Below are 13,468 nucleotides of genomic sequence, written 5' to 3'. Positions count from 1 at the left end.
CCGGAAAGCTCCGTGTCAAGCCTCTCGGGAAAGCTTGATTTCAACATCCGGACAGAGTTATTAACACTGTTGAAAACTATGTTGAAAACTGTCAATAAGATTTCAATGACTTTTTAAAGATTAGACTTGCATATCTCAACACCTGCGGTTTATATGACTTAGTCCCTTTCCTCAAAATAAGTTATCATAAATCTCTCAAACGGTTTTCAATACCCTTTTCAACATAAAACGGTTGGAAATAACATGAAAAGTTTTTAACTTTGCACTTTATTAACACAATGTTAATAACATCAGTAAGTGGTCGAATTCATGGCACTTAATATGTCAATAACTATGATGAAAATGTTAACCCGACATCAATAACCCGAAAATGCAAGAAAAGGGCTGAAAAGTTATTTCACTTATTAACATCCAATATACTTCTACTTATTGAGCTTTTTGAAAAAAATTTTTTCCACAAAATAAAAACATAAAATAAATGAATGTTGAAAAAGGGTTCGTCGATGTCCCGGTAGAGGCCGGTCTGGACCTCGCTGTTGAAATCAAAAAACTCAAGGAGGAAAAGAACGCAGCCATACTCGCGCACTACTACACCGTCGGCGAGATTCAGGACCTCGCGGATTTCGTCGGTGATTCCCTCGCTCTCGCACGGATTGCCGAGACCCTCGACAATGACATAATCGTGATGTGTGGAGTCCACTTCATGGGTGAGACCGTGAAGGTTCTCTGCCCCGGAAAAAAGGTGCTCGTCCCCGACCTCAACGCCGGCTGCTCGCTGGCCGACAGTTGCCCTGCCGACGAGTTCAAAACCTTTGTCGAAAAGCATCCGGATCACACCGTCATCAGCTACGTCAACACCTCCGCTGCGGTCAAGGCCCACACCGACATTGTGGTCACTTCCGGCAACGCGATGAAGGTTGTTTCGTCGCTCCCCGCCGACGAGAAAATCATCTTCGGTCCGGACCGCAATTTGGGCAATTACATCAACTCGCAGACGGGTCGCGAAATGCTCCTCTGGGACGGTGCCTGCCACGTCCACGAACAGTTCTCTCTCGAGAAGATTTTAGAACTGAAAAAGGAGCATCCCGAGGCCAAGGTTCTCGTCCATCCCGAGTGCCCGAAACCCATCCGTCTTGTGGCCGACAAAATCGGTTCGACAGCCGTGCTTCTCGAATACGCCGTGGAGGCTGATGCCGATGAATTTATCGTTGCCACCGAGAGCGGAATTCTTCATGAGATGCGTCGTCGCTGTCCGGAGAAAAAATTCATTCCCGCTCCTCCCAACGACTCGACATGCGCCTGCAACGATTGCTCGTTCATGAAGCTCAACACACTCGAAAAACTTTACAACACTCTCCGCTATGAGATGCCGGAAGTCCACGTCGACGAAGCAATCATCGACGATGCCCGCCGCCCCATCGAGAGAATGTTGAAGCTTAGCTAATAGGTTTTGTAGGGACGCGCTGTAGCGCGTATGCCCGATGAAAGTGGTAATCCCTTAAATGGGTTGACAAACAAAAAACGCCCTGAACTCAAAACTGAAAATTCATAAATAAACCAATTCAATTTGGCATACGCGCTACAGCGCGTCCCTACAAATGTTCAATAACGCATCCGCGTGACAACCCCCAACTGAAATCATGGAATATAATCATAAAGACATCGAATCACGCTGGCAGAACTACTGGCGTGACAACAAGGTCTACAAGACCGCCCTCGACACGACGCGTCCTAAATTCTATGTGCTCGACATGTTCCCCTATCCCTCGGGTGCGGGTCTGCATGTCGGTCACCCCTTAGGCTACATCGCGTCCGATATTTACTCGCGTTACAAACGTCTGCGTGGATTCAACGTCCTTCACCCCATGGGCTACGATGCCTACGGTCTCCCCGCCGAGCAGTATGCCATCCAGACCGGACAGCATCCCGAGAAGACCACTACCGACAACATCGCCCGCTACCGTCAGCAGCTCGACCGCATCGGTTTCTGCTATGACTGGGACCGTGAGGTGCGCACATGCGACCCCAAGTTCTACAAGTGGACACAGTGGGCCTTCATGAAGATGGTGGAGAGCTACTACGACACTGAGCTTGACAAGGCTCAGCCAATCTCCAAGCTCGTCGAGGACTTCGAGAAGGAAGGTTCGAAGGGTGTCCACGCCGCTTGCTCTGAGGAACTCGACTTCACAGCTGATGAGTGGAAGGCCATGTCGGAGAAGGAGAAGAGCGACACCCTCATGAACTATCGCATCGCCTATCTCGGCAACACTATGGTGAACTGGTGTCCTCAGCTCGGCACCGTGCTTGCCAATGATGAGGTGAGCGAGGGTCTTTCAATCCGTGGCGGCTATCCAGTGGAGCAGAAGCTGATGTATCAGTGGTGTCTCCGCGTTTCGGCCTACGCACAGCGTCTTCTCGACGGTCTCAATGACCTCGACTGGACCGACTCGCTCAAAGAGACCCAGCGCAACTGGATCGGTCGCTCTGAGGGTGCGGAAATGCGCTTCCCCATCGTTGGTTCCGACATCGAACTCGAGATATTCACCACCCGCGCCGACACCGTCTTCGGTGTCACCTTCATGGTGATGGCTCCCGAGAGCGAATATGTCGACAAGGTGACCACTCCCGAGCAGCGCAAGGCCGTCGACGAATATCTCGAAAGCATCAAGCACAAGACCGAACGTGAGCGCATGATCGACAAGAAAGTGTCGGGTGTGTTCACCGGAAGCTATGCTGTCAATCCCCTTACCGGCAAGGAAATTCCCATCTGGATCAGCGACTATGTGCTCGCAGGCTACGGAACCGGTGCCATCATGGCTGTTCCTGCCCACGATAGCCGTGACTACGCCTTCGCCCGCCACTTCGACCTCCCCATCGTTCCTCTCATCGAGGGTTGCGATGTGTCTGAGGAGTGCTTCGAGGCCAAGAGCGGCAAGATGATTAATTCCGCATCGGCCGACTTCTCGCTCAATGGTCTTGAAGTTCCCGAGGCTATCGCCGCCACCAAGAAATATATCGCCGAGAAGGGTATCGGTAAGGTAAAGGTCAACTACCGTCTGCGCGACGCCATCTTCAGCCGTCAGCGCTACTGGGGCGAGCCTTTCCCCGTATATTATAAGGATGGTATCCCCCACCTCATGGACGAGTCATCCCTCCCCCTCCTTCTCCCCGAAGTCGACAAGTATCTCCCCACCGAGACAGGCGAACCCCCGCTGGGACGTGCCAAGAACTGGGTCACTCCCGAAGGCTATCCCATCGAGCTTAACACCATGCCCGGTTTCGCAGGCTCGTCGGCCTACTATCTCCGCTACATGGATCCCGACAACAACGAGGCTCTCGTATCGAAGGAAGCAGACGAATACTGGCGCAACGTTGACCTTTATATCGGCGGTACCGAACATGCCACCGGCCACCTCATCTACTCACGTTTCTGGAACAAGTTCCTCTATGACCTCGGTTATGTCGTTGAGCCGGAGCCTTTCAAGAAGCTCATCAACCAGGGCATGATTCAGGGTCGCACCAACTTCGTCTACCGTATCAAGGACACCAACACCTTCGTTTCTCTCGGTCTTAAAGACCGGTATGACACCACTCCCATCCGTGTCGACGTTAACCGCGTAAGCAACGATGTCCTCGACCTCGATGCCTTCCGCGCATGGCGTCCGGAGTTCAAGGATGCAGAATTCATCCTTGAAGATGGCAAGTATGTCTGCGGTTGGGCTGTCGAGAAGATGTCGAAGTCGATGTTCAATGTCGTCAATCCCGATGATATTGTGGAGCGCTACGGTGCCGACACACTCCGCCTCTACGAGATGTTCCTCGGCCCGATTGAGCAGAGCAAGCCTTGGGACACCAACGGTATCGACGGTGTGAACCGCTTCATCAAGAAGCTCTGGGGTCTTTACTATAAGGGTGACCAGTGTCTCGTCGACGATTCCAAGCCCTCTGCAGAGGCTCTTAAGGCTGTCCACAAGCTCATCAAGAAGGTCACAGGCGACATCGAGACATTCTCTTACAACACTTCGGTCGCTGCCTTCATGATTTGTGTCAACGAGCTTTCATCGCTCAAATGCCACAGCCGTGAGGTGCTCGAACCCCTCGTGATTGTCCTCGCACCCTTCGCTCCTCACGTTGCTGAAGAGCTTTGGCACACCGCTCTCGGTCACGACACCACTGTCAACGATGCCAAGTGGCCCGAGTGGAATGAGGAGTACCTTAAGGAGAACACCGCCAATTATGCCGTTTCCTTCAACGGTAAGGCCCGCTTCACCATTCAGGTACCTGCCGATATGCCCAAGGACGAAGTCGAGAAATTGGCCCTTTCCCACGAATCCTCAGCCAAGTGGCTCGAAGGTAAGTCAGTCAAGAAAATCATCGTCGTCCCCAACAAGATTGTCAATATCGTCGTAGGGTGAGCCTTGGTTTAGTGGTTTATAGTATAGAGGTTAAAGTATAGAGTATAGATTATAGATTTAGTATAGAGGTTAAAGTATAGAGTATAGATAATACTCCGCTTACTGGCTTACTGATTCCGCCAACTTTAATACTATGCCTTTGTAGGGACGCGCTGTAGCGCGTATGCCAAATACCCCCCAATATCTAACCAAATACTGAAACCTCAAAACTCACAACTGAAACCTCACAACCCACAACTGACAACCAAAAAACAGTTCCCATCAGCATCCTAAATTGCTGATGGGAACTGTTTTTATTTCCAATTATTTGATAATTAGCCATAAATCTATAACTTTGCAGAAAACCTATATTTTATGCCTACACTTTTTATTCTTTTTGGTTATAGATTTTTCTTTTGGTCAAATGATCACGAACCTGTACACATTCATGTGGGTAAAGGTGATTCAGAGGCTAAATTTAACGTTATGCCTCTTGAACTTATTGAAAATTTTGGATTCAAAAGAAATGAATTGCGTATGATAGAATCTCTAATTGAAGAGAATGAAAGTATTATAATAGAACGATGGAATGAATATTTTAAGAATAAGAAATCATGAATCGGACAGACATATCTCGTGTATGGCTTACGCCTGCGGAAATTTGGATTGAAACAACAGATGGCCGTAAGGCCTGTGAGCGTTTTTCAGATTATTCGCGCTTCCAATCATCTTCATTGAAGCAGCGTGAGAACTATACACTCTCTCATTTCGGTATACATTGGCCAGAAATTGACGAAGACCTCTCATTTGACGGCTTCTTCAAAGAATAAATAATTATAAACCAATCAAAATTACATCATGAAGTTGCTTTTTAGATTTCTATGCCTTTTTATAGTTCTGCCTTTGACTTCTCTTTCATTTCAATCATGTGATTCAGACAATGATTCGGATGATATGAAAGTTGAGAATGTGCTTAAAGATGGTCTCATCAAGATTACGAAAAATATTGGAGAATGGGATGAAGGTATTGTCTTTGATAAGGACGGTTTTATTGTGACTAAAAATCCATCTGCCGGTGAAAGTAGCTTATACATGCAGATTATGAATCCGGAGGATGATTTTGATTGTGCGATTACATCTGATGATACCTCATGTATCCCGACATCATTAAGCTTTCCTGACAGAACTTATTATTTTGATAATGTAGGCGATAGTGTCATAGTACTCTCAAAAAGTTCTGCGGATGGAATAGAGTATGTGGACAGTATACCGGTTCAGATTCAAGGTGTTTCAAAGAGTGGTTCATCGAGCAAGTTCACAACTATTTCTTTTGTCAACAGAGATGATAAGGTTCATAAGGTAGTGAAAGCCCTTGATGCTATTCTTGAAGCTGGAGATGGTTATACTACATCTCAATTGCGCACTTTAAAGAAAAATCTTGATAAGATCTCTCCGTTCTACTATTATGAGAATGTAGAATCTATCCTTGATAAGTTGGATTTATGTCGCACGGAAAACGAGGAGACAAACGATATAATTTATTGCTTTACACAATATGCTACCAAAGTCAAGATTGTCACTTATGACCCGATAAAATATGCTATATCAGTCCGCACAGAGCGTACAGCTACAGAGGTATTCGGTACCTCAGCTGTGGTTGGCGGAGGCATATATTGTGCGTCTGACCACTTTAAGGAAAAAGGTGAGTGGGGTATTATTTTATCAAAGAATCCATCTAATCTTTCATTGGATAATTTTGAGAGATGCGTTTATGCAACAGAAAAGAATTTCCGTGTAGAATTTGACAATCTTGAACCAAATACTACTTATTACTATAAAACTTTCTATAAATATAAAAATTCCAATGACCATGGTGATTTGGTATTCTCGTATGGAAATAAAAACGCTGATTCATACGTCGATGCTGATTTCTTTAAGGGTGAATTTACCACAGGAAATCCTGGAATAAAAGTTTTAAGTGTCTATAATTTATTCTCTCCTTATTTTGATCCTGTGGTATCTGGAGGCATTATATATCCTGCTTTAAAATTAGAATGGAAAGATGTCAAATATTTTTATGGCAGTACTTCCATATTTAAAAACGAACCGGAGTTTTACTATAGCGGAAAAGGGGAGACCCCATCTTATATATATAAAAACGAGTTAAGTGAGTGGGATTATAATTGGACTGATAAATGGAATTTTGATACATGGACAGTAGGAACAAATTCATTTAAACTTAGGATTTATATTACCTCTCGAGGAAATTATATAGAGACAGAATGGATAGACTTCCGCTATGATTGGACAAATGGCATTACATTGATAAAATAAATGTCTAAATAAAAAGATAAGGACAAAGATAATTGAACATCATCAGATTAATCAGTTATCTTTGTCCTTATTCTTTATGGAATTTATATCTTACCTCACCGGATTCCAGCCATCGTCGCCGGAGAGGACGGTGCTTATTGCGTAGGGGGTGGGGTCGGTGATCTGGCGTGAGTAGGGGACGCGGGCGGATGGATTTGCGCCGGGGCCTTTGCTGTTGTATTCGCCGTAGGTGACGGTCTTTTCATTTGATTCGCGTCCCCAGTTGTCCCATCCGGCAGGAGAGATATGCTTGCCGAGGTCGCAGTTGATGAAAATAGCCTGTGCGTAAGGTCGCCAGGGACGTGAGAGAGGCACATTCTTCACACCGTCGGCTCCCGTCAGCTTGCAATCATGGAAAACATAGCCATATTTGCTCCCTTCGGGGGTTGCCGGAGCGGTCACATAGCCATTTCCACGGCTGTGGATGTTGCAGCGGTTGAAAACGGCTGTAGACTTGCCGAAAATGAAATCCACGGTGCCTTCGATGTAGCAATCCTCATAGTATTGGCGCGAGGGGTAGCCGTAGGTGTAGAGGGTGTCCTGACAGCCGAGGAAACGGCAGTTGCGGAAGATGGCACGGTCGCCGCTTACAAAACAGGCCACGGCCTGTCCGACGGGACCTGCGCTGTTTTCAAAGGTGATATTCTCGGCTATGAAATCGGGGGCATAGATGTAGCATGAAGCCGAACCGGAAGTGGATTTTTCCTCTCCGAAACGGTTCAGTTTCGATGCATAGTCATCGTAGGTTATCACCGCGCCGTCCTCGCCGATGAGCGAGACCTGTATTTTACATTCGGGAATGATAAGTTTTTCCTTATAAGTGCCCTTCTTGACAAGGATATTGGTGCGGTTGGCCTTACGGAAGTCAGGGACGGCATTGATGGCCTCCTGAACGGTGGTGAAATCACCGCTTCCGTCCTGCGCCACAACGAAATCATATTTGCGCTCCTCCGCCGAGGCAGAAATCATAGTTAGGAGCAGCGTCAGCAATAAAAAATACTTTTTCAGCATGGTTGATGAAAGGTTGGTCTGATGGTATTTTTAAGTTGTAATTAATTTGAGATCAAAAAAATATATACGACTTTTAAGAGGCGTATCGTGCGGTATTCCGAAAGCTTCTTTTTCGCCTAATTCAGTCTTATATAGCGGTTTGAAGCCATTCTTAGTATAATAGTTGATTGTAGGTTCACTATTATATGCATCCACGAGCATATACCGGCAAGCAGCTTTGTTGTTCTCATCAATGAACCAATATTTAAGTGCGTCCATGAGTTGCGAACCGGCTTTCAGTCCGTGGCCTTGGAATTTTTTATTAACTCCAAGTCTTCCTATCAACACTGCCGGATAACTCCGATGGCGTTTTTGTTGAGGAATCTTACGTTGTAAGGCATTCTTGGAGGGATTATCTAACGTATATGTTTTTATTCCGTCGTATGAAAGTGTAGCGATTGCTACTATTTCATGAGGATTGTCGCGATTTATCCAACAATAGCTTTTTCCAAGTAATTCACTTTCGTAAAGAAATACGTCCTTGCTGAAGAAGTCGTCCAGATCATCGTCACCACACGAAAAGGGGTCACAGAAATCTGCAACCTCTTTCGTATAAGGAACCATAAAAGTTTTTTCAACGAAAATGAAGCCTGCCATTTGATTCAGCCTTTATGCGGTGGGAAAATAATATTTTTAGCACTGTCCAACATTGTGGTGAGTATTTTTCGCTGTGCATCCGAGAGTTTAGGCGTAGGCAGTTTCCCGTTATGTTCCGCTTCTTCCATAAAGATTCGGGCATCTTCTCCCCAAAGTTCAGGGGATGTCTTGATTGTCATTGCCATATTATGATATTTTAATTTATACAAAGATATAAAATTATAACAAATATCGCAATTGTATGATTGTTAATAATTTCTATTCCATTCCTTTGAGGAGGTCGGGGCGGAGAAGGCGGGTGCGGGTGAGGGCCTGTTCGTGTTTCCAGTCGTCGATTTTGGCTTTGTGACCGGAGAGGAGGATGTCGGGCACGCGCCAGCCTTTGTATTCAGCGGGACGGGTGTAGACGGGGGGAGCGAGAAGGTTGTCCTGAAAGGAGTCGCTGAGGGCGCTCTGTTCGTCGCCGATGGCTCCGGGGATGAGGCGCACGATCGCGTCGGCGATGACCACGGCGGGAATCTCACCACCGGTGAGGACGTAGTCGCCGATGGAGATTTCCTTGGTGATGAGGTGTTCGCGGATGCGGTAGTCGATACCTTTGTAGTGGCCGCAGAGGATGATGAGATTCTGGGCGAGGGAGAGGGAGTTGGCCATCGGTTGGTCAAACTGTTCGCCGTCGGGGGAGGTGAAGATTACTTCATCGTAATCGCGCTGCGATTTCAGGTCGGCTATGGCGCGGTCCACGGGTTCGATCTGCATGACCATTCCGGCTTCGCCTCCGAAGGGGTAGTCGTCGACTTTGCGGTGCTTGTTGGTGGTGTATTCGCGGAGGTTGTGGACCACGATTTCTGCAAGGCCCTTGTCCTGCGCGCGTTTCAGTATCGAGCAGTTGAGGGGCGATTCAATCATTTCGGGGAGTACAGTGAGTATGTCGATTCGCATTTTGAGTTGTGAGTTGTCAGTTGTGAGTTTTGAGTTTTGAGTTGTCAGTTGGGCTTTGTCTTTATGCGCCAGGGGGAGGGGTAGAGGTTGTTGGAGCGGTTTCCGATGTTTTTCACGAAGCCGAGGGGACGGTCAAGGTAGGTGAGCATGACGTAGCCTCGCGGCATATCGGAGGGGAGGATGACGGCATCGCCGGAGAGGTAGGCTATGGCCTCATCCTCGCTCAATCCGTGGGTCGGGAAACGGTCGGTGGAGGGGGTGAGCATGGCGAGTGACTGCGAGGGGATGAGATCTTTGCCCTTTACGGTGCCGATGAGGATGCCTTCGTGGATTACGTCAAGCTCATTCTTGATTTTTTTGAGCATGGGCACATGGATTGCCGGGAAGGCGCTGATGCGGTCATCCTCTGCATAGACCTCGAAGTCCTCTTTCAATCCATCGGGGAGCCACGATGCGGCTTCTGCGAGCTGCGGGATGGGTTTGCTCTTCTTCCCTTTATCCTTTTTGGCTTTGGATGAGGATTTTTCGGGACGCGGTTCACCCGATTTGCGGATGACGGCGACGAAAAGCCCTTCGCCACGCACCCTTCCGGGGAGGAAACGGTAGCAACGGGCGGAGGTGTCGATTCCGGGAGCTATTCCCCAATCCGGATTTATGTCTATCCCGACGCTTTCACCTCCGAGTTCGCTGATGATGCGGCCTACCATCTCCTCGTTTTCGGTGCGGTTGAAGGTGCAGGTGCTGTAGATGAGGCAGCCCCCGGGTTTGAGCGCTGGCCAGAGGTTGCCGACGATTTCCCACTGCCGCTCAGCACATTCGCGGATGAGTCCGCGCGACCATTGGCTGACGGCATCCTCATCCTTGCGCATCATTCCCTCGCCTGAGCAGGGAACATCGGCGATTATGAGGTCGAAGCTATCTTTAAGATGACGGAAAGCGGCTGTGTCGCCACGGGTGACCACTGCCGAGGGGTAGCCCCACTTGATGATGTTCTCGCGGAGAATTGCGGCGCGTGAGGGGACATATTCGTTTGCCACCATGAGCGATCCGTCGGGGAGGGAGTCGATGACGGCTGTGGTCTTGCCTCCGGGTGCGGCGCAGGAGTCGAGGACGCGCAGCGGGCCTGATGCTCCGGCGGTCAGTTGCCTGACGACGTGGGAGTGGAACATGGAGGAGGCTTCCTGCACATAATAGCATCCCTGATGGAGCATGGGGTCAAAGGTGAAGCGGGGGCGCCGGTCGAGATAGAATCCGCCGTCACACCAGGGTACTGCCGTGGCGGCCCATGCGGGTTGGGTGCCGGGGGCCGTTTTGCGCCGGTTGAGGCGGAGGGATGTGCAAGGCTCGCCCTCTGCAAGAGCTGTCTGAAGCTCCTCCAGGCCTGTCTCGGAGAGCATGGTGAGGAATTCCTCGGGAAGTTGACGCAATGCCATTACAAAATAATTAACAAGCTAAAAATGATAGGAGGGAGGGATGGAAGGGTACATAAAGACATAAGGTCAGAAGGGACAAAAGATTAATTTTTTTAAAGATTAATTCTTAAAAGAAATTATTATATCTGAAAAATATTTGAGATTAAATTAAATAAAAAACTTATGTCCCTTCTGACCTTATGTCCTTATGTACCCTTCTCAGCAAATGCCTTTCCTATTTGGTTTTTTGGAGTTTGCGGCCTTCGTAGGCTTCGAATTTTTTCACCCACTCTTCCGAGATGGGGATTGAGGTGTTGGTCCGGATGTCGAAGCCTGCCATGACGGTGCGGCAGGAGCATTTCACCTGACGGTCAGGCACGGAATAGATGCGCTGTTCGAGGGTGATGCTCTTCTCGCCGATGGCCACGACGGCTGTCTCGGCTTCTATCTGCTCGTGGAAGAAAGTCGGGATGCAGAAGTTGGCGTTGATGTTGACAATCACCACACCCATCGTGCGGATGTCCACCGGGCCTCCGTTGACTTCCTCGAAGTAACGGGCCTTGGCGAGATCCATGAAGGTGAGGTAGACGCTGTTGTTGAGATGTCCGAGCAGGTCGATGTCGTTGAACCTCATCTGGAGCGGGAGATGATGGCGGAAGGTGTCGATTCCTGCTTCGCAACGGTTTGTGCTCATTTCTATGGAATTATTTCTATATTAATGAATTCCGGACGCTTGTGTCCGTCCCCCCGACGCAGAGAGTTGCGGTGGGGGCGGGCTGTCCGGTCAGTGAAACTGAACGTCGTTGATTACTTCCGCGCCGACCATGCGGTTGATGGCGGTGATGATGCGGTCGCGGTTGAAGGAGAGTTCGTTTTTGAGGGGTGCCGAGGTCATGTAGACGTGGAGGACACCGTGGTCCACATAGCGGCGGGTCGTGTAGCGGTTGATTCCGGGGCCGACCACGTCAATCCATGCGGCGGCGGCGCGCTGCTCGTTGAGCGAGTCGGTGAGTCCGGCGCGGGCCATTGCCTCGTCGATGATTCCGGCTATATGTTTGGGATAGGTGCGCTTCATGATTCTGTCGGTGTGAAGATTCCGTCCTCGACCTGCCACATGCGGTAGTCGCCGCCCGTGCGCTTCATGATTTCGTCGAGATGCTTGCGGTTGGTGTCGGTGATGAAGATCTGGCCGAAGGAGTCGGAGGTGACCAGCTCCATGATGCGCTCCACGCGGGAGGAGTCGAGTTTGTCGAAGATGTCGTCGAGGAGGAGGAGCGGACGGATTCCGGTTGCGCTGTGGAGGAAGTCGTATTGCGCGAGTCGGAGGGCGATTGTGAATGTCTTGCACTGGCCCTGCGATCCTGTACGGCGCATGGGCATTCCGTCGAGTTCCATGCCGATGTCGTCGCGGTGTATGCCGACGGAGGTGTGTTTGACAATCTCGTCGTGTCTGCGGGCTTCGTCGAGGAGGCTCTGCATGGTGCTTCCATCGCGGTTGAGACCGCTCTGGTAGCTGAGGGTGACGGTCTCGCCGGGGCCTGCGATGGCTTTGTAGTAACGGTCGAAGATGACGGTGAGTTCGGCTATTTTTGCTTTCCGGACTGAGTGGATGTAGGTTGCCGACATGTCCAGGACTATCTCGACGGCTGCATAGAGGTTGGCATCCACGGAGCCTTCGCGGAGGAGGCGGTTGCGCTGTTCGAGGGCGCGGGTGTAGCGGATGAGGTTGTCGAGATAGACGGGGTCGCTCTGCGAGATGACCACGTCCATCCAGTGGCGGCGTTCCTCGCCGCTCTCGCGGATGAGGTCGATGTCCTGGGGTGCTACCATGACCAGTGGGAAGCTGCCGATATGGGAGCTGAGGCGGTCATATTCCTTGCCTCCGCGTTTGAGGGTCTTGCGGCGTGTGGCCGACATGCCGAGGGTGAGTTCTTCGTCTATGCCTTTGCGGACGTAGCGGCCCTTGGCTATTGCGAAGTCTTCGCCACGGCGCAGGAGCATTTTGTCGGGCATCCGCGAGAAGCTTTTGCAGAAGCTCAGGAAGTATATGGCGTCGAGCATGTTGCTTTTGCCCATGCCGTTGTTGCCGAGAAAGCAGTTGACTTTGCCCGAAAACTCGAGCCGAGCTTCCGGGATGTTCTTGAAATTTGTAAGTGAAAGTTCCACCAGCCTCATAATGCCACAAAAATACTCAATTTCCGTGTGATGGCAAAATGAGGGGGAGGATTTGAGTGGTTGTGAGTTGTGAGTTTTTAGTTTTGGGTTTTGGGGGGTGTAGGGACGCGCTGTAGCGCGTATGCCGGATGAGGGTGGGGAGGGATAGGGCTAATAAGGCTAATAGGGCTAATAAGCCTAATAGGTATAGGGGGATACGCGGGGTAGTTGGGATAGCCGATATTTGGGCGCCCCGGTAATGGGGATGGCCGGTAGGGACGCTTTTCAAAGCGTCCGCAACAGCATACGGGTTGAAAATGCACGGAAACCGGAATTGGAAATGCAGGGAAATCCGGAATTTGAAATGCCCGGATCCCGAAATTGAAAATCCGTGGGTAAATTGAACATCCGTGGTCGGTCTGCGAGATGTTTCCGAAAAATCCATTTGTTATTTGATTTTTAATTTGCGGTATGTTTCCGAAATTCATTTGTCATTTGCATCATATTTTCCAAATCCATTTGTATGCTGTTGCGGACGCTTTGAAA

At 49.4% G+C, this 13,468-nt stretch carries 12 protein-coding genes and 1 pseudogene; 5 read left to right on the top strand and 8 right to left on the bottom strand.

Features of this window, described 5'->3' with window-relative positions:
- The first annotated feature begins 478 nt into the window (after positions 1-478).
- From nadA to QZ310_RS11760, 5 genes are all read left to right on the top strand, one after another.
- A complete protein-coding gene (nadA, locus tag QZ310_RS11780) occupies positions 479-1,444 on the top strand; it encodes a quinolinate synthase NadA (RefSeq protein WP_297073046.1) in 966 nt (321 codons plus the stop codon).
- 196 nt (positions 1,445-1,640) lie between these two features.
- Positions 1,641-4,415 (top strand): leucine--tRNA ligase, encoded by a 2,775-nt coding sequence (gene leuS, locus QZ310_RS11775; protein ID WP_297073044.1) that lies wholly within the window; start codon positions 1,641-1,643, stop codon positions 4,413-4,415.
- A 354-nt stretch (positions 4,416-4,769) separates the two neighbouring features.
- Positions 4,770-5,012, top strand: a complete 243-nt coding sequence (locus QZ310_RS11770) for a DUF4160 domain-containing protein (RefSeq protein WP_297073042.1) — start codon at positions 4,770-4,772, stop codon at positions 5,010-5,012.
- Complete coding sequence (locus QZ310_RS11765) at positions 5,009-5,224, top strand: DUF2442 domain-containing protein (protein WP_297073041.1); 216 nt, start codon at positions 5,009-5,011, stop codon at positions 5,222-5,224. The genes QZ310_RS11770 and QZ310_RS11765 overlap by 4 nt, the downstream gene beginning before the upstream one ends.
- 124 nt (positions 5,225-5,348) lie before the next feature.
- Positions 5,349-6,728, top strand: a complete 1,380-nt coding sequence (locus QZ310_RS11760; RefSeq protein WP_297073039.1) for a hypothetical protein — start codon at positions 5,349-5,351, stop codon at positions 6,726-6,728.
- A 90-nt stretch (positions 6,729-6,818) separates the two neighbouring features.
- On the opposite strand, the pseudogene QZ310_RS11755 reads toward QZ310_RS11760, so the two are convergent.
- The 8 genes and pseudogenes from QZ310_RS11755 to recF form a co-directional block, all read right to left on the bottom strand.
- Positions 6,819-7,712, bottom strand: a pseudogene (locus tag QZ310_RS11755) (pectinesterase family protein); the annotation flags it as partial.
- 96 nt (positions 7,713-7,808) lie between these two features.
- Complete coding sequence (locus QZ310_RS11750) at positions 7,809-8,414, bottom strand: GNAT family N-acetyltransferase (RefSeq protein ID WP_297073037.1); 606 nt, start codon at positions 8,412-8,414, stop codon at positions 7,809-7,811.
- A 5-nt stretch (positions 8,415-8,419) separates the two neighbouring features.
- The gene (locus tag QZ310_RS11745; RefSeq protein WP_297073035.1) at positions 8,420-8,593 is read right to left on the bottom strand and encodes a hypothetical protein; all 174 of its coding nucleotides are present in this window, start codon (positions 8,591-8,593) and stop codon (positions 8,420-8,422) included.
- 79 nt (positions 8,594-8,672) lie between these two features.
- The gene (gene trmD, locus QZ310_RS11740; RefSeq protein ID WP_297073033.1) at positions 8,673-9,356 is read right to left on the bottom strand and encodes a tRNA (guanosine(37)-N1)-methyltransferase TrmD; all 684 of its coding nucleotides are present in this window, start codon (positions 9,354-9,356) and stop codon (positions 8,673-8,675) included.
- A 44-nt stretch (positions 9,357-9,400) separates the two neighbouring features.
- Positions 9,401-10,789 (bottom strand): rRNA cytosine-C5-methyltransferase, encoded by a 1,389-nt coding sequence (locus QZ310_RS11735; RefSeq protein ID WP_297073031.1) that lies wholly within the window; start codon positions 10,787-10,789, stop codon positions 9,401-9,403.
- Positions 10,790-11,003: 214 nt separating this feature from the next.
- Complete coding sequence (locus QZ310_RS11730; RefSeq protein WP_297073030.1) at positions 11,004-11,462, bottom strand: thioesterase family protein; 459 nt, start codon at positions 11,460-11,462, stop codon at positions 11,004-11,006.
- Between the two features lie 90 nt (positions 11,463-11,552).
- A complete protein-coding gene (locus QZ310_RS11725; RefSeq protein ID WP_297073028.1) occupies positions 11,553-11,843 on the bottom strand; it encodes a DUF721 domain-containing protein in 291 nt (96 codons plus the stop codon).
- Positions 11,840-12,943 carry a DNA replication/repair protein RecF gene (recF, locus tag QZ310_RS11720; protein WP_297073026.1) on the bottom strand — a complete coding sequence of 368 codons (1,104 nt, stop codon included), beginning with the start codon at positions 12,941-12,943 and terminating at the stop codon, positions 11,840-11,842. Before recF ends, QZ310_RS11725 begins: the two co-directional genes overlap by 4 nt.
- Positions 12,944-13,468 lie beyond the last annotated feature (525 nt).

It is taken from the genome of uncultured Duncaniella sp. (assembly GCF_910577345.1).
Taxonomy (GTDB): Bacteria; Bacteroidota; Bacteroidia; order Bacteroidales; family Muribaculaceae; genus Duncaniella.
Note: the sequence above shows the minus strand (reverse complement) of the source record. Positions and strands in the feature narration are given on the sequence as shown.

Coding starts and splice junctions, on each gene's coding strand:
- nadA (WP_297073046.1), top strand. CDS start 479: ATGAATGTTGAAAAAGGGTTCGTCGATGTCCCGGTAGAGGCCGGTCTG.
- leuS (WP_297073044.1), top strand. CDS start 1,641: ATGGAATATAATCATAAAGACATCGAATCACGCTGGCAGAACTACTGG.
- QZ310_RS11770 (WP_297073042.1), top strand. CDS start 4,770: ATGCCTACACTTTTTATTCTTTTTGGTTATAGATTTTTCTTTTGGTCA.
- QZ310_RS11765 (WP_297073041.1), top strand. CDS start 5,009: ATGAATCGGACAGACATATCTCGTGTATGGCTTACGCCTGCGGAAATT.
- QZ310_RS11760 (WP_297073039.1), top strand. CDS start 5,349: ATGAAAGTTGAGAATGTGCTTAAAGATGGTCTCATCAAGATTACGAAA.
- QZ310_RS11750 (WP_297073037.1), bottom strand. CDS start 8,414: ATGGCAGGCTTCATTTTCGTTGAAAAAACTTTTATGGTTCCTTATACG.
- QZ310_RS11745 (WP_297073035.1), bottom strand. CDS start 8,593: ATGACAATCAAGACATCCCCTGAACTTTGGGGAGAAGATGCCCGAATC.
- trmD (WP_297073033.1), bottom strand. CDS start 9,356: ATGCGAATCGACATACTCACTGTACTCCCCGAAATGATTGAATCGCCC.
- QZ310_RS11735 (WP_297073031.1), bottom strand. CDS start 10,789: ATGGCATTGCGTCAACTTCCCGAGGAATTCCTCACCATGCTCTCCGAG.
- QZ310_RS11730 (WP_297073030.1), bottom strand. CDS start 11,462: ATGAGCACAAACCGTTGCGAAGCAGGAATCGACACCTTCCGCCATCAT.
- QZ310_RS11725 (WP_297073028.1), bottom strand. CDS start 11,843: ATGAAGCGCACCTATCCCAAACATATAGCCGGAATCATCGACGAGGCA.
- recF (WP_297073026.1), bottom strand. CDS start 12,943: ATGAGGCTGGTGGAACTTTCACTTACAAATTTCAAGAACATCCCGGAA.